The 23,667-nt window shown below is 66.6% G+C and carries 21 protein-coding genes; 13 read left to right on the top strand and 8 right to left on the bottom strand.

Features of this window, described 5'->3' with window-relative positions; translation table 11 throughout:
- Positions 1-19: 19 nt before the first annotated feature.
- The 8 genes from ACREB7_RS09960 (at position 20) to ACREB7_RS09995 (ending at position 10,301) form a co-directional block, all read left to right on the top strand.
- Positions 20-1,612 (top strand): HAD-IB family hydrolase, encoded by a 1,593-nt coding sequence (locus ACREB7_RS09960; protein WP_431592114.1) that lies wholly within the window; start codon positions 20-22, stop codon positions 1,610-1,612.
- A gap of 3 nt (positions 1,613-1,615) precedes the next feature.
- The gene (locus tag ACREB7_RS09965; RefSeq protein WP_431592115.1) at positions 1,616-3,964 is read left to right on the top strand and encodes a glycerol-3-phosphate 1-O-acyltransferase; all 2,349 of its coding nucleotides are present in this window, start codon (positions 1,616-1,618) and stop codon (positions 3,962-3,964) included.
- Entirely contained in the window at positions 3,957-5,558 is a 1,602-nt protein-coding gene (locus ACREB7_RS09970) for a wax ester/triacylglycerol synthase family O-acyltransferase (RefSeq protein WP_431592116.1), read from the top strand. The genes ACREB7_RS09965 and ACREB7_RS09970 overlap by 8 nt, the downstream gene beginning before the upstream one ends.
- 23 nt (positions 5,559-5,581) lie before the next feature.
- Positions 5,582-7,030, top strand: a complete 1,449-nt coding sequence (locus ACREB7_RS09975; RefSeq protein WP_431592117.1) for a DUF3336 domain-containing protein — start codon at positions 5,582-5,584, stop codon at positions 7,028-7,030.
- A gap of 2 nt (positions 7,031-7,032) precedes the next feature.
- Positions 7,033-7,893 carry a lysophospholipase gene (locus ACREB7_RS09980; protein ID WP_431592118.1) on the top strand — a complete coding sequence of 287 codons (861 nt, stop codon included), beginning with the start codon at positions 7,033-7,035 and terminating at the stop codon, positions 7,891-7,893.
- On the top strand, positions 7,890-8,822 hold the full coding sequence (locus tag ACREB7_RS09985; RefSeq protein ID WP_431592119.1) for an alpha/beta fold hydrolase: 933 nt from the start codon (positions 7,890-7,892) through the stop codon (positions 8,820-8,822). Before ACREB7_RS09980 ends, ACREB7_RS09985 begins: the two co-directional genes overlap by 4 nt.
- 39 nt (positions 8,823-8,861) lie before the next feature.
- Positions 8,862-9,863, top strand: coding sequence for an NAD(P)H-dependent glycerol-3-phosphate dehydrogenase (locus ACREB7_RS09990; protein ID WP_431592120.1), 1,002 nt, complete (start codon positions 8,862-8,864; stop codon positions 9,861-9,863).
- A gap of 102 nt (positions 9,864-9,965) precedes the next feature.
- On the top strand, positions 9,966-10,301 hold the full coding sequence (locus tag ACREB7_RS09995) for a hypothetical protein (protein WP_431592121.1): 336 nt from the start codon (positions 9,966-9,968) through the stop codon (positions 10,299-10,301).
- An 87-nt stretch (positions 10,302-10,388) separates the two neighbouring features.
- Here ACREB7_RS09995 and ACREB7_RS10000 read toward each other — a convergent pair whose 3' ends face one another.
- The 7 genes from ACREB7_RS10000 to ACREB7_RS10030 all read right to left on the bottom strand — a co-directional run bounded on the left by ACREB7_RS10000 (position 10,389) and on the right by ACREB7_RS10030 (position 18,595).
- Positions 10,389-11,540, bottom strand: a complete 1,152-nt coding sequence (locus tag ACREB7_RS10000) for an acyl-CoA dehydrogenase family protein (RefSeq protein WP_431592122.1) — start codon at positions 11,538-11,540, stop codon at positions 10,389-10,391.
- The gene (locus tag ACREB7_RS10005) at positions 11,540-12,751 is read right to left on the bottom strand and encodes an acetyl-CoA C-acetyltransferase (RefSeq protein ID WP_431592123.1); all 1,212 of its coding nucleotides are present in this window, start codon (positions 12,749-12,751) and stop codon (positions 11,540-11,542) included. Before ACREB7_RS10005 ends, ACREB7_RS10000 begins: the two co-directional genes overlap by 1 nt.
- 223 nt (positions 12,752-12,974) lie before the next feature.
- Positions 12,975-14,189, bottom strand: coding sequence for a CoA transferase (locus tag ACREB7_RS10010; protein ID WP_431592124.1), 1,215 nt, complete (start codon positions 14,187-14,189; stop codon positions 12,975-12,977).
- On the bottom strand, positions 14,189-15,394 hold the full coding sequence (locus ACREB7_RS10015; RefSeq protein WP_431592125.1) for an acetyl-CoA acetyltransferase: 1,206 nt from the start codon (positions 15,392-15,394) through the stop codon (positions 14,189-14,191). The genes ACREB7_RS10010 and ACREB7_RS10015 overlap by 1 nt, the downstream gene beginning before the upstream one ends.
- Positions 15,395-15,408: 14 nt before the next feature.
- Entirely contained in the window at positions 15,409-16,848 is a 1,440-nt protein-coding gene (locus ACREB7_RS10020) for a 3-oxoacyl-[acyl-carrier-protein] synthase III C-terminal domain-containing protein (protein WP_431592126.1), read from the bottom strand.
- Entirely contained in the window at positions 16,845-17,681 is an 837-nt protein-coding gene (locus tag ACREB7_RS10025) for a MaoC/PaaZ C-terminal domain-containing protein (protein ID WP_431592127.1), read from the bottom strand. Before ACREB7_RS10025 ends, ACREB7_RS10020 begins: the two co-directional genes overlap by 4 nt.
- The gene (locus ACREB7_RS10030) at positions 17,681-18,595 is read right to left on the bottom strand and encodes an SDR family NAD(P)-dependent oxidoreductase (protein WP_431592128.1); all 915 of its coding nucleotides are present in this window, start codon (positions 18,593-18,595) and stop codon (positions 17,681-17,683) included. Before ACREB7_RS10030 ends, ACREB7_RS10025 begins: the two co-directional genes overlap by 1 nt.
- Positions 18,596-18,692: 97 nt before the next feature.
- On the opposite strand from ACREB7_RS10030, the gene ACREB7_RS10035 reads away from it, so the two are divergent.
- Complete coding sequence (locus tag ACREB7_RS10035) at positions 18,693-19,424, top strand: IclR family transcriptional regulator (protein WP_431592129.1); 732 nt, start codon at positions 18,693-18,695, stop codon at positions 19,422-19,424.
- Here the strand turns inward: ACREB7_RS10035 and ACREB7_RS10040 are convergent.
- Complete coding sequence (locus ACREB7_RS10040; protein ID WP_431592130.1) at positions 19,421-19,852, bottom strand: TlpA family protein disulfide reductase; 432 nt, start codon at positions 19,850-19,852, stop codon at positions 19,421-19,423. The two genes, ACREB7_RS10035 and ACREB7_RS10040, sit on opposite strands and share 4 nt — an antisense overlap.
- Before the next feature lie 196 nt (positions 19,853-20,048).
- Between ACREB7_RS10040 and argH the strand changes: the two genes are divergently transcribed.
- The 4 genes from argH to ACREB7_RS10060 all read left to right on the top strand — a co-directional run.
- Entirely contained in the window at positions 20,049-21,419 is a 1,371-nt protein-coding gene (argH, locus tag ACREB7_RS10045) for an argininosuccinate lyase (RefSeq protein ID WP_431592134.1), read from the top strand.
- Between the two features lie 8 nt (positions 21,420-21,427).
- Positions 21,428-21,682: a hypothetical protein gene (locus tag ACREB7_RS10050; protein WP_431592131.1), complete on the top strand. Its 255-nt coding sequence runs from the start codon at positions 21,428-21,430 to the stop codon at positions 21,680-21,682.
- 18 nt (positions 21,683-21,700) lie between these two features.
- Entirely contained in the window at positions 21,701-22,960 is a 1,260-nt protein-coding gene (lysA, locus tag ACREB7_RS10055) for a diaminopimelate decarboxylase (protein ID WP_431592132.1), read from the top strand.
- Between the two features lie 4 nt (positions 22,961-22,964).
- The coding region (locus ACREB7_RS10060) for an NAD(P)-dependent oxidoreductase (protein ID WP_431592133.1) at positions 22,965-23,667 on the top strand (703 nt) is incomplete at its 3' end.

Consider the following 23,667-nt stretch of genomic DNA (forward strand, 5'->3'; position numbering starts at 1 on the left):
CGTTGGTGGGGAGAGAGGCGTGCCGAGACCGCAGCCGCATCTGGAAGAAGTATTGGCGTCCGAACCCGGACCGCATATCGCCGCATTGTTCGATTTCGACGGGACGATCATCTCGGGCTATTCGGCGACCGCGATGCTGCGCGAGAAATTCCAGCGCCGCGAAATGTCGGTCGAGGAAATCGCCGAGACCGCGCAGATCATCGCGCAGCACAGCCTGGGCGCGATCGGCTTTTCGGGGCTGATGTCGGGCGCCGCGAAATTTATGAAGGGCGTCGAGGAAGAGAGCTTCATCGCGTTCGGCGAGGAGCTGTACAAGAAGCATATCGCGCGCAAAATCTATCCCGAGGCGCGCGCGATCATCGAGGCGCATCAGGCGAAGGGCCACCGCGTCGCGATCATCTCGTCGGCGACGATCTACCAGATCGAACCGACCGCGCGCGACCTTGGCATCAGCGACATCAAATGCTCGGCTTATGAGGTCGAGGACGGCGTCTTCACCGGCGACATCATTCGCCCCTTGTGCTTCGGCGAGGGCAAGGTGCTCGCGGCCGAGGAACTGGCGGCCGAATATGGCCTCGATCTGGGTCAGAGCTTTTTCTATTCGGACAGCGACGACGATATCGAACTGCTCGAACGCGTCGGCAAGCCGCGCCCGCTCAACCCCAATCTCAAGCTGAAAGCTATCGCCGAGGAAAAGGGCTGGCCGGTGCAGCGCTTCGGCAGTCGCGGCACGCCGTCATGGGTCGATTATACGCGCACCATCTATGCCACCGGTTCGCTCGTCGGCGCCTTCGCCGCCGGCCTGCCGATCTGGGCGCTGACCCGCTCGCAGCGCGAGGCGGCGAATTTCTCGATCGGGCTGTTCGGCGATTTCGCGACTGCGATCACCGGCGTCGAGCTGGAGGTCGAGGGCGAGAAAAACCTCTGGTCCTCGCGCCCCTGCGTCTTCATCTTCAACCACCAGAGCAAGGCGGACGTGATGATCCTCGCCAAGCTCATCCGCCGCGACATGGGCGGGGTGGGCAAGAAGGAGATCAAGAGCATCCCCATCCTCGGCAAGCTGATGGAATGGGGCGGCACCGTCTTCGTCGACCGCGCCGACGGCAAGAGCGCGATCAAGGCGATGGAGCCGCTGGTCGACGCGATCAAGGTCGAGGGCAAGTCGATCTGCATCTCGCCCGAGGGCACGCGCAGCCTGACCCCCAAGCTCGAACCCTTCAAGAAGGGCGCCTTCCACCTCGCGATGCAGGCCGGGGTGCCGATCGTCCCGATCGTGATCCACAACGCCACCGACGTCGCGCCCAAGAACGAGTTCGTGATGCGCCCCGCGACGGTGCGCGTCACCGTGCTGCCGCCGGTCGATACGGCGAAGTGGAGCGCGCGGACGATGGGCGATCACGTCCGCGACGTGCGCAACATGTTCCTGCGCACGCTGGGCCAGGCCGAGGAGACGGCGGCGGAATCGGTGGCGAAAGAGCCGCCGCCCGAAGCCAAGCCCGAGAAGGTCGACCCCAAAAAAGCCGCGCCGAAAGAAGCGACGGCCAAAAAGCCGACCGCGAAGAAAAAGCCGGCGGCCAAGAAACCCGCGGCGCGCAAGGGAAGGACTGCCTAAGCGGTGGCCGACGGAACGCCCCGCACCCCGATCGTGACGGAGGACGCGGCCGACCGGCTCTATATCATCGACGCGCGCAACGGCGTCGAGCGGCGCCTGTTGCTCGACTGGGTCCATGCCACGGCGGGGGACGCCGAACCGCAATGGACGAGCCTCGCGATCGAGGATGGCGACGATGCGCTGCCGCTCGACATGCTGCAAAGCCGGCTCGGCGGCCTGCCGTCGCGGCAGGTGGTGCCGCTGCGCATCGCCTGGCGCATTCCCGGCTTCGACCGCGACCGCGCGCTCAAGATCCGCCACCTGATCTTCGGCGACCCGCGCCATCCCGGGCCGATCCGGTCGCGGCTGATCCTGCTCCGCGACCGCCGCCGCGCACAGATATTGGTCGGCGAAGCGGCGACGCTCGACGCGCTGCGGACGCGCTATCGCGCCCAGACCGGCGGCGGCGACGACGCCGGCCCCGACGGCCCCGAATTTGCAGGCTTCGTCGCGCGGCAGGCGGGGCTGGCGCTCGACGTCGCCGAGCGCGGCATCCGCGGCAGCCGCTACAAGGTGCCGCGCTTCGTCGCCGACGGCCTGCGCACCAGTCCCAAATTCCGCGCCGCGCTCGCCGATCTGTCCGAACGGACGGGCAGGCCGGTGGCCGACCTCTTCCGCGAAGCGCGGCCGCTGATGAAGGAGGTGATCGCGCGGCCGTCGGCGCTGTTCCTCGACCTGCGCGCGCGGCTCGATCGCATGATGTTCGGCGGCTATGCGCCCGAGATGGAGGTCGATGCGGCGGAACTGGCGAAGCTGCGGTCGGTTCTGCGCGAATATCCGACCGCGATCCTGTTCACCCACAAAACCTATATCGACGGCGCGACGCCCAGCCGCCTGACCTATGAAAATGACATGCCGATGCTCCACAGCTTCGGCGGCGCCAATCTCGACTTCGCGGTGATGGGCAATTTCTTCCGCCGCTCGGGCATGATCTTCATCCGCCGCAGCTTTCAGGACCAGCCGGTCTACAAGCTGGTGCTGCGCCATTATATCGCCTGGCTGCTTGCCAAGCGTTTCCCGCTGAGCTGGGCGTTTGAGGGCACGCGCTCGCGCCTCGGCAAGCTGATGCCGCCCAAATATGGCCTGATGAAATATGTCCTCGACGCCGCGCATGCGACGGGCACCCGCGACGTGCATTTTGTGCCCTTCGTCACCAGCTTCGACCTGATCCGCGACGTCGAGGAATATGCCGCCGAACAGACCGGCCGGAACAAGAAGCCCGAAAGCCTGTCGTGGTTCCTCGGCTATATGAAGAGCCTCAAGGAACCGTCGGGGCGCATCCGGCTCGACATCGGCAACCCGGTGGTGATCGCCGCGGCCCCCGGCGCCGACGACAAGCGCGCGCTCGAACGCATCGCCTTCGCGGTCGCGGTCGAGGCCAATCGCGTCACCCCGCTCACCGTCACCTCGGTGATGTGCCTGATTCTGCTCGGCACCGCGCCGCGCGGCGCCACCGCCGCCGAGCTGCTCGTGACGATCTCCGCGCTGAAGGACTGGGCGCGGGCGCGCGGTATCCGGCTCAGCCGCGAACTCGAAAGCGGCGACGACGCCGCGCTGTCGGCGACCGTCGACACGTTGGTCGAGAGCGGGTTGCTGACGCGCTACGAAGCGGGCAGCGAGAATGTCTATTCGATCGAGCCCGCGCATCATCCGATGGCGAGCTATTATCGCAACATCATCGTCCATCATTTCCTCGACCGCGCGATGATCGAGATCGCGCTGTTCCAGCTGCGCGACGCCGACAGCGGCGATGCGACCGCCGCCTTCTGGGCCGCGACCGATCGTCTGCGCGACCTGTTCAAGTTCGAATTCTTCTATCCGCCGCGCGACGAGCATCGTGCCGCGCTCGAGGCCGAGCTGACGCGCATCGATCCCGCCTGGGCGAAGCGGCTGGCGAGCGGCGACCGCGGCGTCGCGCAGCTCATCCGCCGCTGCCAGCCGGTTGTCGGCCACGCGATATTGCTGTCCTTTGCCGAGGCCTATTCGGTCGTCGCCGACCTGTTGTCGCGGGCGCGGCCGGGCGAGGCGGTCGATGAGAAGAGGTTGCTCGATGCCGCCCTCGCCGAAGGCAAGCAGGCCTATCTGCTCCGCCGGATCAGCAGCGAGGCGGCGATCGGCAAATTCCTGTTCGCCAACGGCCTGTCGCTGATGCGCCATATGGGGCTCGCCGAACCCGCGACCCCCGACATTCTCGCCGCGCGTCGCGCCTTGCTGATGGAACTGCGCGGCCTCGCCAACGTCATGGAATCGATGCGCCTGTCGACACTGGCGCTCGCGGACAGATTGCCGCCATCGGGAGACGGACATGCTTAAACAGCTCAGCGCGCAGGACGCCCAATTCCTCTACACCCAGACCGCGAACAATCTGACCCACATCATGGGGGTCTATATCTACGACCCCTCGACCGCGCCCGGCGGTTTCGTCCGGTTCAAGGATATCATCCGCCACGTCGAATCCCGGGTCGAAACCTCGCCCCTGTTCAAGCGCCGCCTCCACCGGCTGCCGTTCGACATGGATCATCCTTATTGGGTCGAGGACGAGCATTTCGACATCGAGGCGCATATGAGCCATGCGCGGCTGCCCGAACCCGGCGACTGGCGACAATTCTGCATCGCGGTCGCGCGCTATTTCTCGAAGCCGATGGATATGAACCGGCCGCTCTGGGACATTTATGTCATCGAGGGACTCGACCGGATCGAGGGGATTCCAAAGGGCAGTTTCGCGATGCTCCACCGCGTCCATCATGCTGCGGTCGACGGCGCGTCGGGCGCGCACGCCTTCATCGCGATGAGCGACATCGACGCAAAGGGGACGCCCGCGATCGCCGAACCGCCGCCGTCCGAAGATCTGGGCCGCCCGCCGTCGAGCGCCGAAACGCTGACCCGCGCCTGGTCGGCGTCGATGCAGTCGCCGGTGAAATTCGTCAACGCGCTGCTCAAGGTCTCGCCCGCGATCGTCTCGGCGGCGCGCAAGTCGATGGCCGAGGGCGGGATGACCGCCGGCATCCCCGAAACGCGCTTCAATGTTCCAGTCGGTCCGCACAAGATGTTCGACGGCACTTCGGTCGCGCTCGCCGACGTGGCGGTGGTGCGCAAGAAGGTGCCGGGCGCGACGGTCAACGATGTCGTGCTGACCACCGTCGGCGGCGCGCTGCGCAAATATCTGGTGAAGCACAAGGAATTGCCGAAGGAGAGCCTGGTCGCGGTCGCGCCGATCAATCTGCGCGGCAAGGAAAAGGGCGCGGGCCCAGGTGGCAAGGGGGCGAGCACCCCGGGCAACCAGGTGTCGGCGATGAGCGTGCCGGTGCGCACCGACATCGCCGATCCGCTCGACCGGCTCGCGGCGATCCGCGACTATACGGTCCAGGCCAAGGAGGCGAAGGCGGGGGTCAGCGCGCGCATAATGACCGACCTGTCGCAGCATATCCCGGGCGCGACGATGGCGGCCGTCGCGCGGCTGATCACCAGCGAACGCTTCGCGGTGCGCGGCACCAACCTCTTCATCTCCAACGTCCCCGGCGCGCAGGTGCCGCTCTATCTTGCCGGCGCGCAACTGGTCGCGCAGCATGGCATGGCGCCGCTGGCGAACAATATGGGGCTGTTCGTCGCCACCCCCAGCTACAACGGCCGCATCGCCTTTTCGCTGATTTCGGAGCGTGCGGTGATGCCCGACATCGCCTTTTTCCGGACCTGTATCGACGAAAGTTTCGCCGACCTGATGGCGGCCGAGCCTAAGCCCGAAAAGCCTCCCGCGAAGCCGAAAGCCGCTACGGCAAAGCCGAAAGCGGCGCCCAAGGCGAAGGCGGCGCCCAAGCCTGCGGCCAAAAGCGGGACGAAATCGACCGCCAAGCCCGCGCGGAAACCGGTTGCCAAAGGCAACGCAACCGGCAAGACTCAGAAAAAATAAACCATGTGTTGCAGGATCACTGAATGCTTTTCACCCCGACGCTCAGCGCCGACCGCGATCTCGTGACCGCCTCCGATTATGCCGCCTGGTCGAAGGCCGCGCGCGACCATGACCGGAAATCCGGGATGCAGGCTTGGCGCGACGCCGATGAAAGCAAGCATTTCGACTATCAGGCGATCCGCGCCCGCCTCGAACGGCTGCGCACCCTGTCGGCGGCGGGTGACGTCAAGGGGCTGCTATTCGTGCTCAACGAGGGCATCCACGGCAATATCGACGGCATGGGCCACGAGCGCCTCTATCAAAAGGCGCGCTTCGGCACCAAGCGGCTGATCGAGGATTATATCGCCGAGGTGGTGTCGGCGCTCGGCAAGATCGCCGCATCGCGCAGCATCGCGCGCGAGGAAAAGCGCGACTTCTTCCGCCGCGCCCAGCATTGCTACGGCCGGTCCGCGCTCCTGTTGTCGGGCTCGGGCAGCTTCCTGTTTTTCCACATCGGCGTCGTCAAGGCTTTGTGGGAACAGGGCGTGTTGCCCGCGATCATGTCGGGCGCCAGCGGCGGCTCGATCGTCGCAGCGGTGGTTTGCACGCGCAAGGACGCCGATATCGGCGCCTTCCTCGAAAGCGACCGCCTCGCCAACCCGGCGCGCGGTCCCGACACGCGGCGGCTGGCGCCCGACGAGGTGCGCGACCGGCTCGCCGACCTGATCCCCGACCTGACCTTTCAGGAAGCCTATGAGGTCAGCGGCCGCCACCTCAACGTCTCGGTCGCGCCCGCCGAAAAGCATCAGAACGGCCGCCTGCTGAACGCGATCACCGCGCCCAATGTGCTGATCCGCGAGGCGGTGCTCGCGTCGTGCGCGGTGCCGGGCGTCTTCCCGCCGGTGATGCTGATGGCGCGCGATGACAAGGGCGCACGGGTGCCGTACCAGCCCGACCGCCGCTGGGTCGACGGCTCGGTGACCCATGATATTCCGACCAAAAGGCTCGAACGGCTGTACGGCGTGAACCACCATATCGTCAGCCAGGCGAACCCGATCGCGCTGCCCTTCGCCAGCGACACGCGCAAGCAGATGGCGCCGATCGAGGCGATCCAGCATGCGTCGATGGCGACCTTCAAGGCGTGGCTCAACGCGAACATGGTGATTTTCCAGAAACCGCTCGAATGGATTCCGCCGCTCAACAGCGTCGCCAATCTCGCGCGTTCGGTGATCAACCAGGAATATACCGGCGACATCAACATCATCCGCCCGCCGAAATTCTGGTCGCCGACCAAGATTTTGAGCGACCTGGCGCAGGACGATATCGACGAACTGATCGACACCGGTCAGCGCACCGCTTGGCCCAAGGTCGAAATGGTGCGCACCCAGACCGCCATCAGCCGCGCGCTTGAGGGCATATTGGCGAAGATCGACAAGGCCGGCGACGACGGCCCCGGCCATCGCAGCACTGCGCTCAAGAAAGCGGTGCGCTGAGCATGGCGGCCGGCGCGGTGATCCTGCCCGCCGGTTCGGCGGGCGCGGGGGCGAAGCTCCAGACCATGCATTGGCTGCCCGAGGGGCTCCCCAAGGCGGTCATATTGCTCGCGCACGGCTATGCCGAACATGCCGGGCGCTATCAGCATGTCGCCAAGCGGCTGACCGATGCGGGTTACGCCGTTTATGCGATTGACCATTGGGGCCATGGCAAGTCGGACGGCACGCCGGGCTTCGTGCCGCGCTTTTCGGCCTTCACCGACGGCATGGCCGAGCTGCTGACGCTGGTCGAGGTCAATCATGGCGACACGCCGCGGCTGTTGCTCGGGCACAGCATGGGCGGGCTGATTGCGACCTTGTTCCTGATCGATCGGCAGTCGGCGTTCGTCGCGGCCGCGCTCTCGGGTCCGGCGATCGTGCCCGGCGCCCCGCCGTCGCGTTTCACCATCTGGATCAGTCGTTTTCTGTCGCGCTTTTTTCCGCGCCTCGGCGTGCTCGCGCTCGACGCCCAGGGTGTCAGCCGCGATCCGGCGGTGGTCGCGGCCTATCTGGCCGACCCGCTGGTCTACACCGGCAAGATCGGTGCGCGATTGGGCAAGGAATTCATGGACGCGATGGCGGCGGCGCAGGCAGGCGCGCCGAAAATCACGCTGCCCATCCTGTTCCAGCACGGCGAAAAGGACAGCCTGGCGTCGGTGGCGGGGTCGCAATATCTGTTCGATCATGTCGGATCGACCGACAAGGCGCTCAAAATCTATCCCGACCTGTTCCACGAAATCTACAACGAGCCCGAACAGGATGCGGTGCTGGGCGATCTGGTCGCCTGGTTCGATGCGCATGTCGCGCAAGGAAAGCCCGCATGAAAATCCTTCTCATCCTGATCGCCGCGCCGCTGATCACGCTGGCATTGCTCTATTTCCTCTTCCCCGGCCGTCTTGTCGCTTTCGGTCGCTGGGCGCTGCGCAAGCGCGGCGGCACGGTGCAGAAACATGTGACCGTCGATGGCCGCGACTGGCCTTATCTCGAGGGCGGCGATCCGGCGAAGCCCCTGCTGCTGCTCGTCCATGGCTTTGCCGGCGACAAGGATAATTGGTCGATGATCGCGCCGTACCTGACGCGCGACTATCATGTCATCGCCCCCGATCTGCCCGGCTTTGGCGAGAATGAGCGCAACCCCGCGCTCGCCTATGATATCGAAGCGCAGACCGCCCGGCTCAAGCAATTCGCCGACGCGCTGAAGCTGGAACGTCCGCATGTCGCGGGCAACAGCATGGGCGGCTGGATCGCGCTGCGCTATGCGCTCGACTATCCGGACGCGCTCGCCAGCCTGATCCTGCTCGACAATGCCGGGGTGCTGGGCGCCGACGAAAGCGACCTCCAGAAACAGGCGGCGAACGAGGACTATAATCCGCTGATCATCGCCAATCTGGCCGATGCCGACCGGCTGGTCGCGATGGTGGTCCACAAACCACCCTATATCCCGGCGCGGCTCAAGCCCGTCTTCTACGCCGATGCGCTCAAATATCGCGACCAGCTCGATGGCATCTTCTGGACGATCGCCACCGAGGGCCGCGACCATCCGCTCAACGACCGGCTCGGCGAGGTCAAGGCGCCGACGTTGATCATCTGGGGCCGCCACGACCGGCTGCTCGACGTCAGCTGCGTTCCCGTGCTCGAAGCCGGGATCGCGGGCAGCGAGAGCCATATCTTCGAACATGTCGGCCATGTACCGATGATCGAGGACCCGAAGGCGACCGCCGCGGTGATGAAGGGCTTTCTTGCCAAGCACTGATTGTGCCGCCACTCTCCTTGCGAAAACAGGGAGAGGCATATGCGTTTGAAGGTCGGGCTGCTCGGTGGGGGCAGTTGGGGCACGACAGTAGCATCGGTGGTGTCGCGCAACGCGCCGATCACTTTGTGGGCGCGCGATGCCGAAACGGTCGAGAGTATCAACGCCAACCGCGAGAACCGCAAATATCTGCCCGGCATCACCCTGCCGTCGGCCCTGCGCGCGACGAACGACATGGCCGAGGTCGTCGCAGGCGCCGATGTGCTGATCATGGGCGTGCCGTCGCACAGCTTTCGCGGCGTGCTGGAGGAAGCGAAGGCGCATCTGCGCCCCTGGGTTCCGGTGATCAGCCTGACCAAGGGCCTCGAACTGTCATCGGGCCAGCGCATGACCGAACTGATCGAGGAAATCCTTCCCGGCCACCCCGTCGGGGTGCTCACCGGCCCCAATCTCGCGCGCGAGATTATGACCGGACAGGCGGCGGCGAGCGTCTTGTCGATGGAGGACGAAATCGTCGTCCGCGCCCTGCAACCTGTGTTTCACTCCGGCCTGTTCCGCGTCTACACCAACACCGACCTCCTCGGCTGCGAGCTCGGCGGGGTGCTCAAGAATATCATCGCGATCGCGGTCGGCATGGGTGACGGGCTTGGGGCGGGGGACAATACCCGTTCGGCGCTGATGACGCGCGGGCTGGCCGAGATCACCCGGCTCGGCGTCGCGATGGGCGGGCGCGCCGAGACCTTTGCCGGGCTCACCGGCATGGGCGACCTGATCGCGACCTGCACCAGCCCCTTGAGCCGCAACCGCCATGTCGGGGTCGAACTCGGCAAGGGACGCAAGATCGACGATATCATCGCGGGCATGAACATGGTCGCCGAGGGCGTGAAGAGCGCGCCGACGGTGATCGCGCTCGCCGAAAAGCATGGCCTCGTCATGCCGATCGCGCAGGATGTCTATGATGTGACGCAGGGCAAACGCGACGCGCAGGAGGTGTTTCGCGGCCTCCTTCGCTCGTCGGTGGGGGACGAAGCGCATCCCGGTTGAGGGATTCCACCGCCAGCCGTTCTGAATCTCCGCCGAGCCGGGAAGAAATCGCCCCGCCGGGTCGTTCTACCCCTGACCACCGTGTCAAACAGGAGATGGACGATGAAAAAGTGGACCACCCTCGCGATTTGCCTGGCTCTTCCCGCCGGTGCCTTTGCTGCGGTTCCCTACGGCTCGATGCCGGCAGGCTTCGAGCGCCCCGAAATTCGCGCCGTGCCAATCGCCGGCGTCTACAACCAATATTGGTATAATTATAAAGCCGACATCATGGAGGCCGAGAAGGAACTGGTCAGCGACCTGCGCCACGCCACCGACCGCGAGGATCGCTGGGACGCGTGGGACGAATGGACGGTCGAGGTGACCGATGCCGACAAGGATTATGTCAAGGAGATGCGCAAGAAGGGCTATCGCAGCGGCCGTGTGACGGTCGGCGGTTAAACCTCTGCAAGGCTTTCCCGGGAGTGCGCTCTTGGGTCGCAAGGGAAGGGCGGGTGTCTCATGGGGCGCTCGCCCTTTCTCTTGCCCTCAATAGCTGCGCGGCATCCCCAGCACATGCTCGGCGACATAGGACAGGATCATGTTCGTGCTGATCGGCGCGACCTGATAGAGGCGCGTTTCGCGGAACTTCCGCTCGATGTCATATTCGGCCGCGAAGCCGAAACCGCCGTGGGTCTGGATGCACGCCTCGCCCGCCGCCCAGCTGGCCTCGGCGGCGAGCATCTTCGCCATATTGGCTTCTGCCCCCGCATTGTCGCCCGCCTCATATTTGGCGATGCCGTCGCGGACGAGCAGCTCGGCGGCGCGCATCTGCGCATAAGCGCGCGCAATCGGGAATTGTACACCTTGGTTCTGGCCGATCGGGCGGCCGAAGAGCACGCGCTCCTTGGCGTAGCTCGACGCTTTCTCGATGAACCACTTCGCGTCGCCGATGCATTCGGCGGCGATCAGCAGCCGTTCGGCGTTCATCCCCGACAATATGTAGCGAAACCCCTTGCCCTCCTCGCCGATCAGGTTCGCGGCGGGGATGCGCATATTGTCGAAGAAGATTTCGGTCGTCGCATGGTTCATCATCGTGTCGATCGGACGGATCGACAGCGTGCCTGCGGCGAGCGCTTCCTTCATATCGACGAGAAAGACCGACAGGCCTTCGGTGCGGCTCGCGGCTTCCTCGCGGGGGGTGGTGCGTGCGAGCAGGATCATCAGGTCGCTATGCTCGGCGCGGCTGGTCCACAGCTTCTGGCCGTTGACGATATAGGAGTCGCCTTCGCGCTTCGCGACGGTCTTGAGGCTCAGCGTGTCGGTGCCGCTCGTCGGTTCGGTGACCCCGAACGCCTGCAGCCGCAATTCGCCCGTCGCGACGCGGGGAAGGTAGCGCGCCTTCTGCTCCTCCGACCCGTGGCGCAGCACGGTGCCCATCACATACATTTGCGCGTGCACCGCGCCGCCGTTGCACCCTTGGCGCTGGATTTCCTCAAGGATCGCGGCGGCGGCCGACAGCGGCAGGCCCGCGCCGCCATATTCCTCGGGGATCAGCGCGGCGAGATAGCCCGCTTCTCCGAGCGCGGCGACAAACTCGCTCGGATATTCGCGGACCTTGTCCTTCGCCTGCCAATAGGGGCCGGGAAATTGCGCGCAGAGCTTGGCGACCTCTTCGCGGATATCCGAATAATCCTGCATCACGCCGCCTCGAAGATCGCGGCGATGCCTTGGCCGCCGCCGATGCACATCGTTTCGAGCCCATAGCGCCCGCCGCGCCGATGCAGCTCGCGGGTCAGGTTGGCGAGGATGCGCCCGCCGGTGGCGCCGATCGGATGGCCGAGCGAGATGCCCGAACCATTGACGTTGAGCATCGCCATGCGGCTGTCGTCATCGTTCCAGCCCCAGCCCTTGAGCACCGCGAGCACCTGCGGCGCGAAGGCCTCGTTGAGCTCGACGAGGTCGATGTCGCCCCAGCCGAGGCCGTTGCGGGCGAAAAGGCGCTCGACTGCGGGCACGGGGCCGATGCCCATGCGGCTGGGGTCGCAGCCGGCGGCGGCCGAGCTGTGATACCAGGCGATGGGTTCGAGCCCGAACTCCTCGAGCTTGTCCTCGGCGACGACGAGGCAGGCGGCCGCTGCGTCATTCTGCTGGCTGGCATTGCCCGCGGTGACGACGCCGCCTTCGAGCGGGCGCAGCTTGCCGAGGCTTTCGAGCGTGGCGTCGGCGCGATAGCCCTCGTCATGGTCGAAGACGAGCGCGTCGCCCTTTTTCTGCGGCACCGCGACGGGCACCAGTTCGTCGGCGACCAGGCCGTTCGCCCAGGCTGCGGCGGCGTTCTGGTGGCTGCGCACTGCATAGGCGTCGCACGCCTCGCGGCTGATGCCATAATCCTTGGCGAGATTTTCGGCGGTCTCGATCATGCCGGTGATGACGCCGAAGCGCTCGACCGGCTGCGACATCACACGCCCGCGCGTCAGCCGGTCGTGGAGCGTCAGATTGCCCGCGCGGACCCCTTTTCGGATGTCAGTGCTGTAATGTTCGACGTTCGACATCGATTCGACCCCGCCCGCGACGACGACGTCGGACATGCCGGTCTGGACCATCATCGCGGCATTGACGATCGCCTGCAGTCCCGATCCGCAGCGGCGGTCGAGCTGGTAGCCGGGCACCTCGATCGGCAGCCCGGCGGCAAGCCACGACCAATGGCCGATGCACGGCGCCTCGCCATTGCCATAGCCTTGCGAGAAAACGACGTCGTCGACGCGCGCCGGGTCGATCTTTGTCCGCTCGATCAGCGCCTTCAGGATGACGGCGCCGAGGTCGCCTGCGGTCAGGCTCGACAGCGCGCCGCCGAACTTGCCGACGGGGGTACGGATGGGGGCGACGATGGCGGCGCGGCGAAGGGTCATGGCGTTAGTTCTCCGATCAATCAAAGCCCCTCCCCTTCAGGAGTGGCGGGTAAACTGTCCCCCGGACAGTTTAGATCATGCCGGGGGCATGATCGACCCTGCCACTGGGTTGGGGTGGGGGCCAGCGAGATTGCGCAAGGCCGCTGGCCCCCACCCGCTGCGACTAGGCAGCAAGCTGCCAAGTCTCGCTGCCCTCCCCTGAAGGGGAAGGGCTAATCACTTCCTACGTCTCAGGTTTGCCTGCAATTCCGGCGTCGAACAATCTGCCAATCTCGCCGCTGGATAACCCCAACCGCTCCGCCAGCACCTCTTCCGAATGCTGGCCGTTGCGCGGCGCGGGAGCAGGCGCTTGCCGTTCGGCCTGCGGGATGGTCGCGAAGGCGCCGGCGGCGGGGTAGGCGAAGCCGCTGGGGTTCGCTGCCCCCCCCAGAATTGGGCCAAAGATCGGATTGTCCGCGACCAGCGCCGGGTCGTTCGCGGCGTCGAGCATCGTGCGATAGGGCGAATGGACGATTCCGCCCCCATCGAACGCGGCGGCGAGGTCGGCATGATCGCGCGCGGCGATGGCGCGCTCGAACAGCGGATAGAGCGCGTCGCGATGATCGAAGCGGAGCCCGTCATCTTTGGCGAAGGACACGCCGCGCGCCGTTTCGATGGCCGCGACTGCCTCGCCAAGGTCGAGGGCGGCAATCAGGTTCGCCCATTGGCGCGGCGTGACCACGACGATCATCGTGCGCTCCCCGTCGCGCGTCACGAAGTCGCGCCCGAACAGGCCATAGACGGCATTGCCGAGCCGCGGGCGGTTCGCCCCGCCGTACATCACCTCGGCGATGCCGCCGAGATTGGCGACGGTGCCGATCGCGATGTCGGACAGCGGCAGTCGCACTTCGCCGCCTTCGCCGGTCGCGGCGCGGCGCTGGATCGCCGCCATCAGCGCGAAGGCGGCATAGGCGCCGGTGAGCAGGTCCCAGGCGGGCAGGACATGGTTGACCGGTTCGGGACCATTGCCGGTGAGCATCGGATAACCGACCGCATTGTTGACCGTATAGTCGAGCGCGGGCGAGCCGTCGGCCCAGCCCATCACGCGCACGGTGACGAGGTCGGGGCGCCCTTCCGCGAGCGTCTCGTGCGACAGGAAACCGCCGACGGGGAAGTTTGTGACGAACTGGCCGGTTGCGCGGACCAGCGCCTGCAACAGCTCGCGCCCCTCGGGCCGGCCGAGGTCGAGCGCGACCGACTTTTTCGCGCGGTTGAGATTTTCCCAATAGAGGGAGTCATTATTCTCCGTCACCGGCCAGCGCCGGAAATCGGGACCGCCGCCGATCTGGTCGACGCGGATCACCTCCGCCCCCATCTGCGCGAGATAGAGGCCTGCGGTCGGCGACGCGACGAAGGACGACGCCTCTATGACCGAGAGATTTGGGAGGAGGTTATACATCAGGCATCCGCGCGCCCGATAATCGCGATCGACGAGACATTCTGGTTCGGCATCCCGCCCAGATTATGGCTGAGCGCAAAGACCGGATTATCCTGCCGTTGCCGCTCGCCCGCACGACCGAGGATCTGGAGATAATTTTCGTAAATCATGCGCAGCCCCGATGCGCCGATCGGGTGGCCGAAGCATTTGAGGCCGCCGTCGATCTGGCACGGGATCGACCCGTCGCTATCGTAGAAACCGTCGAGCACGTCGCGCCAGCCCTGGCCTTCCTTCGAGATGTGCAAATCCTCCATCGTCACCAATTCGGTGACCGAGAAGCAGTCGTGAACCTCGATCAGGCTCAATTGTGCGCGCGGGTCGGTGATCCCCGCCTCATCATAGGCCTTGGTCGCGGCGACGCGGGTGGTGTGGAAATAGCTGCCGTTCCATCCCTGCGCCTGCATTTCCCAGCCGTTCGAGGTCGCGAGCTGCAGCGCCTTCACCGTCACGATGTCGTTCTTGCCCAATGCGCGGGCGATCTCGGGCGTGGTGACGATCGCGCAGGCGGCGCCGTCGCTGACCCCGCAGCAGTCGAACAGCCCCAGCGGTTCGGCGATCATCGGGGCGTTCAGCACCTGCTCCATCGTCACCGCCTTTTGCAGATGCGCCTTGGGGTTTTTCGCGCCGTTCGCATGGCTCTTGACCGAGACATGCGCCATCGCGCGCTTGAGGTCGTCCTTGCCGACGCCATGGACACCCCGGTACGCACTGGCGAGCTGCGCAAAATTTCCCGGCGCCGACCCGGTGATGCCGACCATGTCGTGCGTCGTCCCGCGCGTGCGCACAGGCAGCCCGCCATAGCCGGTGTCCTTCAATTTCTCGGCCCCCATCGCGAGCGCGATGTCGCACGCGCCCGAGGCGACCGCATAGACCGCGCCGCGAAAGCTTTCGGTGCCGCTGGCGCAATAATTTTCGACCTTGGTCACGCCGATGTCGGGCAGGCGCAGCGCGACCGCGAGCGGGATGCCGCTCGGTCCGATATTCTGCGCGTCGAACGCGGCGCCGAGCCAGGCGGCGTCGATCTGGCTCGCCTCGATCCCGGCGTCGGCCATCGCCTCCTCATAGGCCTCGAGCATCAGCTGGTCTTCGTCCTTGTCCCAGCGTTCGCCGAACTTGGCGCAGCCCATGCCCAAAATGGCGACCTTGTCGCGGATACCCTTGGCCATCGTCTCGTCTCCTCTCAGAAAGCCGGCGCGGCTTTCCAGAAATACCGCCTGAACCCGCGGTTCTCGTCAAACGCCTTGATGCGGAACATCATCCGCAGGTCGGCGCCGACGTCGAGCGCATCGCCCGCGAAATCGGTGAACTCGGTCATCATGCGCCCGCCGCCGACAAAGTCGATATTGCCATAATAGCTCGGCGGGTCGGGCGAGTAGGTGAGCGCGTCGGCGGTCCAGGTCATCACCTTCGCCGGCACCTCGGCGAGCGGATAATCCTCCTGCGTGCCGACCGCATGGTCGTTGGCGTTGACGCTGACCTCGCTCTTGGGGAATTGCACCGTGCCGGTCTTGGTGCAGCGCCCGCCGACGAGGCCGAGCACCGCCTTGCGATTGCGCCACAGCGCGGTCAGCGCGGTCTTGCTGTCATGTTCGGCGCGCGCGCCGCGGTCGAGCTGGAGCAGCCCGCGGTGGAAGAGATACTTCGCATAATTGGTCGACTCGATGCGCCGCGCGAGCCAGCCCGACAGGCCGAGCCGCGGCTTCACCGACCCGATCGCGCCGGTCACCTCGAACAGGATGAGGTCGCAGCCCTGGCCGAAACTCGCGAGCAGGATGCGCTCGCCCGGCTTCGCCTTCTCGAGCGCGGCGGCGAGCATCACCAGCGCATGCGCCGCGCCGGCATGGCCGAGGCTCGCGCCGAGCGTGTCGGCGACCGCGCCCTCGCCGATGCCCGCTTTCTTCGCGAGCATCTCGGGCACGCCCTTGACCGCGACGGGGACGAGGAAATGGTCGATCGCCGCGCCCTCGATGCCCGCCTTCTTCAGCAGCGCCGCGATGGCGGGGTTCATGATCCGCGCGAACCCTTCGTCGCGCACCCAGCGCGCTTCCCAGTCATAGTCGTGGGCTTCGCCCGCTTCGCGGAAATGATCGACGAAATCCATCGTGACGCTGTGGCTCGCGACGAGCGTCGCGATCGGCGTGCCGGTGCCGACGAGCACCGCCGCAGCGGCGTCGCCGCTCGTCATCTCGCGTTCGGACGCGGGCTTGGGCGTCGTGATTTCCGCCGCCGTGATCAGCGTCGTCTCATTCCCGTCCAGCGCGGCGAGCAGCGCCGAGGTCGCCGCGCGCTGCGATCCCGCCACATCGAGCGCGCCGACCGCATCGGGCAGATTCAGTGCCTCCTTGACAATGCCGGCATTCTGCCGGTCGGCAAAGGGCAGCGTGGTCGAAGCGATGGCGACGCGCTGGACGCTCGCGCGGTCGATGCCGTCCAAGGCATCGCGTGCGGCTTCGAGTGCCATGGTGACGCTGTCCTCGTCCCAGTTGGCGACCGCCTTCTCGCCCTTGGCGAGCCCGCGCAGGCCGCCCGCGAACCAGCCGTTCGTAGCATGAATACTGCTGCGTTGCAGCCGGGTGATCGGCACATAAGCGCCGAAGGACAGGATTCCGAACTCGCTCATGCCGTCTCCGCATAGCCGTTGGTAAAGACAATCTTGTCGCGCTCGACGACGCGGGCGCGGAAGGCGAGCTTGCCACCCTCTTCGTCCCAGATCGAGGTCTCGATCGTTTCGCCGGGGTAGACCGGCGACGAAAAGCGGCCGTCGAGCCGCTTGAGGCGTGCGGGCTCATTGCCGCAGCGCGCGGCGAGCAGCGCCCGCCCGATCACGCCATAGGTCGCGAGACCATGCAGGATCGGTCCGTCGAACCCCGCACCCGTCGCGACGTCGCTATCGATGTGCAGCGGATTGAGGTCGCCCGACAGGCGATAGATTTGCGCCTGGTTCGCCGCGGTTGTCAGCGTCACGACGCTGTCGGGCGCACGGTCGGGCACCGGGTGCGGCACCGGCGCGCCCTCGCTCGATCCGCCGAAACCGCCGTCGCCGCGCAGGAAGGTCACCGCGCGCGACGTCGCGAGATGCGTGCCCGCGCCGTCGTGGATCTCGCGCGCCACTAGCGCCAGCGCGCCCTTGTCGGGCCCCTTGTCGAACAAGGCCTCGATCCGCGTCGATCCCACAATCTCGCCCTCGGCCGGAAGCGGCGCGTGCAGGATCGTCGACTGTTCGCCGTGCAACACCTTCTGCCAGTTCGCCCCAAGCGCGGGATCCCGCCAGATGAAGCCCGGATAGCCCAGCGTCACCGCCATCGTCGGCAGCGCCTTCAGCCGTTCCTCGAACAGGAAAACGAGTTCGGTGGCCCCGATGCCGAGCGCGTAGAGGATCGTGTCGCGCGGCGCCAGCGTCTGCCGCGTGACGATCGGCGGCATCGACAGCAGCTTGTCGGGGTCGATCGCCATCAGATCGGGTCGTAGCCGAACACATCCCCCGAGCGTTCGGCCGGATCGGCGAAGCTGCCGCGGAACGCCGGGAGCATCTCGTCGGCGATCGCCTGCGGCGTCCAGCCCTCGTTCTTCTGCATCGAGCGGATCGGGCGCGGTTTCGAGAAGAGGAAAATCTCGTTCTTGCGCACGCCAAAGACCTGGTTCGACACTTCCTGCGACGCATCGCTGGCGAGGAAGGCGACGAGCGGCGCGATCTTGTCGGCCGTCATCGTCTTCATGCGCTCGATGCGCAGCGCCTCGGCCTCGTTGGTCGCGGGGATCGTCGCGATCAGCCGGCTCCATGCGAAGGGTGCGATGCAGTTCGAACGCACCCCGGCGCGCGCCATGTCGAGCGCGATCGACTGCGACAGGCCGACGATGCCGAGTTTCGCCGCCGAATAATTGGCCTGGCCGAAATTGCCGATCAGCCCGCTGGTCGAGGTGAAGTGGATGAAGCTGCCCGACTGCTGGTCGCGGAAATAGGGCGTCGCCGCCTTCGACACGTTGAAGCAGCCGTTCAAGTGAACGTCGATCACCGCGTTCCAATCCTCATGGCTCATCTTGTGCCAGATGCGGTCGCGCAGGATGCCGGCATTGTTGACGACCGCGTCGATGCGACCGAACGCTTGCACCGCATCCTCGATGATGCTCGCCGCGCCCTTGGGGTCCGAGACGCTGGCGCCGTTCGCCAATGCCTTGCCGCCCGCGGCCTTGATGTCGTTGACGGTTTCCTGCGCGGGGGAGAGGTCGGCGCCTTCGCCCTCGGCGCTGCCGCCCAGATCGTTGACGACGACCGATGCGCCTTCCCTGGCGCACAGCAGCGCGATCTCGCGCCCGACGCCGCGTCCCGCGCCCGTCACCGCGACCACCTTGCCGTCCAGCATACCCATGCGACTCTCCCTTGATTGGCTGGAGATCGGCTAGTTGAGCTTTTCGAATTATTCAATATAAAGAATAGTGATTTCATATTTATGAAAAGAGGTGCGCGTGGCGGGTGAGGTTCGATCGGTTTCGCAGGCGTTCGCGGTGCTGCGGCTGCTTGCCGACAGCGAGCCGCTGACGCTGTCCGACATCGGCCGGTCGCTGGGCCTCGGCGCTTCCTCCTGCTTCAACCTGCTCGGGACGCTCGTCGCCGAAGGCGCGGTGGTGCGCGATACCCCGGGCAAGCGTTATCGCCTGTCCGATGGCTGGGCGCAGGCGGGGCTGCTGCGCGACGGCGATGCGCGCCGGATGGTCGATGCTTTGCGCCCGCTGATGGCGCGCTTCGCGCAGGAGCATGAGGTCACCACCGGGCTGTGGCAGGTCGCCTCGCGCGACCGGCTGCAACTCGTCGCGCACGCCGAGAGCAAGGCGGTGCTGCGCATCCACCTCGCGCAGGGGCAGCGGCAGCCGCTCGGCGGCGGTGCGGTCGGACGCGCGATTGCTGCCGTGCAGGCGCCCGGCGAGGAGGAGGTCGCGCGGCGCTTTGCCGCCGTGCGCTGGGAAAAAGCGATCGCGCTCGCGGACTATTCCGAGCAGGTGCGAGTCGCGTCGCGTGTCGGCTTCGCGGTCGACGACGGCTACACGCATATCGGCATCTGCACGCTCGCGGCGGTCGTCCCATGGCCGGGCGCCGAATATTGTGTGTCGGCGAGTTGCTTTGCGGGCGTGCGGAAAGCGGCTGACCTCGCATCGCTCGGCAAGGCGCTGGTCGACCTTGCGCAGTCGGTGGTCGCCTAGCTGCCAGCCTCGGCGAGCAGCGCCTTCGCTTCCGCGCCCTGCCAGTCGATCGCGCCGATGATGCGCCAGACTTCGCGGCCCTCGGCGTCGTAGAGAATCGTCGTCGGCAGCGCGCTGTTATAGGCGAGGAGCAGGTTATTCTGCGGATCGATATAGGGCTGCAGCGTCGACAGCCCGGCCTTCTGGAACCAGGGGTCGACGATCGCGGCACCCTGCAAATCCTGTGCGACCGCGATCACCGTGAGCGTGTCGGCCTGCGCGGCGGCGAGCTTGTCGAGCGTCGGCATTTCGGCGACGCAGGGCGCGCACCAGGTCGCCCACAGGTTGACGAGCAAAGGCTTGCCGCGAAACGCCGCGAGCGTGGTCGGCGCGTCGTCGGGTCCCGCGAACACCGCAGCGGGCGCGGGCTTGCCCTTATGCTCGCGCATGACCTGATGGACGAAGTGCCGGGCGGCTGCATCCGTCGCTTGCGCGGGCGAAACATTTGCTTGGCTTGCGGCCGCTTGCTCCCCGACGGGCTTTTCCCTATCGCAGCCCGCGATCGATCCGGCCAGCAACAGCGCGAGGGTCGCAGGGACAAGGCTTGGGACGCGGCGGATGGCGGATTCTCCGAACAGCAACAGCATGTGGGGCGGCCGCTTCGGTGCCGGTCCCGCAGCGATCATGCAAGAGATAAACGCGTCGATCCCCGTCGATAAGCGCCTGTGGGAAGAAGATATCGCGGCCAGCCGCGCGCATGTGGCGATGATCGGCGCGGCCGGGATCATCGCGGCCGACGATGCGGCGAAGATCGACGCCGGCCTCGCGCAGATCGCGGAGGAGTTCGCGGCGAACGGCGTGCCGGTCGACCTCGCGCTCGAAGATATTCACATGACTGTCGAATCGCGGCTGAAGGAGATCGTCGGCGAGGCCGCCGGGCGGCTCCATACCGCGCGTTCGCGCAACGATCAGGTCGCGACCGACTTCCGTCTTTGGACGCGCACCGCCTGCGCGCGCATCGACGACGGGTTGAAGGCGATCCAGACCGCGCTCCTCGCACGCGCCGACGAACATGCCGCCAGCATCATGCCGGGATTCACCCACCTGCAGGTCGCGCAGCCGGTGACGCTCGGCCATCATCTGCTCGCCTATGTCGAGATGTTCGGTCGCGACCGTTCGCGCTTCGCCGATGCGGCGAAGCGGCTCAACGAATCGCCGCTCGGCGCCGCCGCGCTTGCGGGCACCAGCTTCCCGCTCGATCGCGCTGCGACCGCCGCTGCGCTCGGTTTCGACCGCCCGATGGCGAACAGCATCGACGCGGTGTCGGACCGCGATTTCGCGCTCGAATTCTGCGCCTCGGCCTCGATCACCGCGATCCACCTGTCGCGCCTCGCCGAGGAGATTGTGATCTGGGCGAGCCAGCCTTTCGGCTTCATCAGCCTGCCCGACGCCTGGTCGACCGGCAGCTCGATCATGCCGCAGAAGCGCAACCCCGACGCCGCCGAACTGGTGCGCGGGCGTGCCGGCCTGCTGCTCGGCGCGTTCCAGCGCCTCGCGGTGATCGTGAAGGGCCTGCCGCTCACCTATTCGAAGGATCTGCAGGACGACAAGGAAACGGTGTTCGGCGCCTTCGACGCGCTGTCGCTGTCGCTCGCGGCGATGACCGGCATGATCGAGACCTTGACCTTCCGCACCGACCGCATGCGCGCGCTCGCGGCGTCGGGCTTCTCGACCGCGACCGACCTCGCCGACTGGCTGGTGCGCGAGGCGGGGGTTCCGTTCCGCGACGCGCATCATATTGTCGGTGCGTGCGTGAAACGATCCGAAGCGCTCGGCGTTGAGCTGTCGGCGCTGCCGCCCGAGGAAGCGAGTGCGATCCATGCTGCGGTGACTCCCGCAGCGCTGGCGGCGCTCACCGTCGAGGCGTCGGTCGCCAGCCGTACCAGCTATGGCGGGACGGCGCCCGAACGGGTAAGGCAAGCCATCGCTGCGGCCCGCGCCGCGCTGGAGGAATGATGATGGCAATGGCGAAAGCCCTCGCTCTGATGACGGCCGGCGCCGTCTGCGTCGCGGCGCTCGGCGCCTGTGGCAAGCGCGAGGATCTGAAGCCCGTCGCCGGCCAGGCCCCGCCGCCGCTCGCCGTCGGCGCCAAGACACAACCAACCACGGAGGAACTCACGACGCCTGACGCGCAGGCCCGGCCCGCGCGCAGCGACGAACTTCTCAAACGTTCGGAACAACGCGAACCCGACGATTTTGATTTGCCCCCTCCGGGCTGAGTTTCAGGACTTTTCCAAATGAACCATTTTGACCTTCGTGACGGCGTGATGCACGCCGAGGATATTCCGCTGCCGCGCATTGCCGAGGAAATCGGTACCCCCGTCTATGTCTATTCGCGCGCGACGCTCGAACGCCACGCGCAGGCGTTTCGTGACGGGCTGAAGGATGTGCCGAAGAAGCACCTCGCTTTCGCGATCAAGTGCAATCCCAACCTCGGCGTGCTGCGCGTGCTCGCGCGGCAGGGCTATGGCGCCGACGTCGTGTCGGGCGGCGAACTCGAACGCGCGCTCGCAGCGGGCATGGCGGCGGAAGACATCGTCTTTTCGGGCGTCGGCAAGACGCGCGCCGAGCTGGCGCAGGGGCTCGATCGCGGCATCGGCCAGTTCAATATCGAGCATGAACCCGAAGGCGTCGCGCTCGCCGAGATCGCGCTCGCCAAGGAAATGAGCGCGCCGGCGGTGCTACGCGTCAATCCCGACGTCGACGCTGGCACCCACGCCAAGATCTCGACCGGCAAGGCCGAGAACAAGTTCGGCGTCGGCATCGATGTGGCGCCCGAAATCTTTGGCCGGCTGTCGGCGCTGCCGGGGCTCAACATGCGCGGCATCGCGGTGCATATCGGCAGCCAGCTGACCAGCCTCGACCCGCTCGAGGCGGCGTTCGAGCGCGTCGGCGAGCTGGTTGCAGAGTTGCGCGCGGCGGGACACAGCATCACCCATGTCGACCTGGGCGGCGGTCTCGGCGTCCCTTACAGGGCCGAGGACAATCCGCCGAGCCCGGCCGAATATGGCGCGATGGTCGCGCGGGTGACCAGGGACTGGGACGTCACCTTGATGTTCGAACCCGGCCGCGTCATCGCGGGCAACACCGGAGTGTTGCTGACCGAAGTCTTGTGGGTCAAGCCCGGCGCGACCAACCCCTTTGTGATCGTCGATGCGGCGATGAACGACCTGGCGCGCCCCGCGCTCTATGATGCCTATCACGACTTCGTCGCGGTCAAGCCGACCGGCGAGACGATGGCCGCGTCGATCGTTGGCCCCGTGTGCGAAACCGGCGACACCTTCGCGCGCGACCGGGTGGTCGACGTGGTCGAATCGGGCGACCTCGCGGTGTTCCGCACGGCGGGGGCCTATGGCGCGACGATGGCATCGACCTATAACAGCCGCAGCCTGGTGCCCGAGGTGCTTGTCGACGGCGACCGCTATGCCGTCGTGGCCGACCGCATCGCCGCCGGCACGATCATGGCCGCCGAGCGCGTCCCCGACTGGATCGACTGAGGCCGTGGAGCAGCTTCCAATCTTCCTCAACCTCAGCGGCCGCACGGTCGTGCTGGTCGGGGAAGGGGAAGCCGCCGAGGCCAAGGCCCGGCTGATCGCGCGCGCCGGCGGGCGGATCGTTCCGGCCTGGGAGGCGGGGGCGACGATCGCTTTCGTCGCGCTCGACGACGACGCGGCGGCGCGCGCGGCCGCCGATCACCTTCGCGCGCGCGGCTTGCTCGTCAATGTCGTCGACCGCCCCGAGCTGTGCGATTTCACCACCCCCGCGATCATCGACCGCGCGCCGGTGACCATCGCGATCGGGACGGGCGGCGCCTCGGCCGGACTGGCGAAAGCGGTGCGCCAGCGGATCGAGGCGCTGTTGCCGGAACGGCTTGGCGCGCTCGCATCGGCGCTCCATGCCGCGCGCGATGCGATGAAAGCGCGCTGGCCTGCTGCCGCCGACCGGAGACGCGCGATCGACGCCGCGCTGGCATCGGGCGGCATGCTCGACCCGCTCAATGGTGATGTGGCTGGCAAGGTCGGAATATGGCTCCAGGAAGGCGCCGAGATTGCGCCAAGCCGCCTCGAAACGATCGTGCTGACCAGCGCGGACCCCGACGACCTGACCCTGCGCGCGGCGCGGCTGCTGGGTGAGGCCGACCATATTTTCCATGCGGCGACCCTCCCGGCCACCATCCTCCACCGCGCCCGGGCCGACGCGGTGG

It is taken from the genome of Sphingopyxis sp. (genome assembly GCF_050725615.1).
Classification (GTDB): Bacteria; Pseudomonadota; Alphaproteobacteria; order Sphingomonadales; family Sphingomonadaceae; genus Sphingopyxis.

Excerpts from the sequence above, each read along its gene's own strand:
- ACREB7_RS10015 (WP_431592125.1), bottom strand. The coding sequence starts at position 15,394 with ATGGCCAAGGGTATCCGCGACAAGGTCGCCATTTTGGGCATGGGCTGC.
- ACREB7_RS10050 (WP_431592131.1), top strand. The coding sequence starts at position 21,428 with ATGGCGAAAGCCCTCGCTCTGATGACGGCCGGCGCCGTCTGCGTCGCG.
- ACREB7_RS10000 (WP_431592122.1), bottom strand. The coding sequence starts at position 11,540 with ATGCAGGATTATTCGGATATCCGCGAAGAGGTCGCCAAGCTCTGCGCG.
- ACREB7_RS10020 (WP_431592126.1), bottom strand. The coding sequence starts at position 16,848 with ATGAGCGAGTTCGGAATCCTGTCCTTCGGCGCTTATGTGCCGATCACC.
- ACREB7_RS09975 (WP_431592117.1), top strand. The coding sequence starts at position 5,582 with ATGCTTTTCACCCCGACGCTCAGCGCCGACCGCGATCTCGTGACCGCC.
- ACREB7_RS10040 (WP_431592130.1), bottom strand. The coding sequence starts at position 19,852 with ATGCGCGAGCATAAGGGCAAGCCCGCGCCCGCTGCGGTGTTCGCGGGA.
- ACREB7_RS09995 (WP_431592121.1), top strand. The coding sequence starts at position 9,966 with ATGAAAAAGTGGACCACCCTCGCGATTTGCCTGGCTCTTCCCGCCGGT.
- ACREB7_RS10005 (WP_431592123.1), bottom strand. The coding sequence starts at position 12,751 with ATGACCCTTCGCCGCGCCGCCATCGTCGCCCCCATCCGTACCCCCGTC.
- ACREB7_RS10025 (WP_431592127.1), bottom strand. The coding sequence starts at position 17,681 with ATGGCGATCGACCCCGACAAGCTGCTGTCGATGCCGCCGATCGTCACG.
- ACREB7_RS10010 (WP_431592124.1), bottom strand. The coding sequence starts at position 14,189 with ATGTATAACCTCCTCCCAAATCTCTCGGTCATAGAGGCGTCGTCCTTC.
- ACREB7_RS09970 (WP_431592116.1), top strand. The coding sequence starts at position 3,957 with ATGCTTAAACAGCTCAGCGCGCAGGACGCCCAATTCCTCTACACCCAG.
- ACREB7_RS09990 (WP_431592120.1), top strand. The coding sequence starts at position 8,862 with ATGCGTTTGAAGGTCGGGCTGCTCGGTGGGGGCAGTTGGGGCACGACA.
- ACREB7_RS10030 (WP_431592128.1), bottom strand. The coding sequence starts at position 18,595 with ATGGGTATGCTGGACGGCAAGGTGGTCGCGGTGACGGGCGCGGGACGC.
- ACREB7_RS09980 (WP_431592118.1), top strand. The coding sequence starts at position 7,033 with ATGGCGGCCGGCGCGGTGATCCTGCCCGCCGGTTCGGCGGGCGCGGGG.
- ACREB7_RS09985 (WP_431592119.1), top strand. The coding sequence starts at position 7,890 with ATGAAAATCCTTCTCATCCTGATCGCCGCGCCGCTGATCACGCTGGCA.
- lysA (WP_431592132.1), top strand. The coding sequence starts at position 21,701 with ATGAACCATTTTGACCTTCGTGACGGCGTGATGCACGCCGAGGATATT.
- argH (WP_431592134.1), top strand. The coding sequence starts at position 20,049 with ATGTGGGGCGGCCGCTTCGGTGCCGGTCCCGCAGCGATCATGCAAGAG.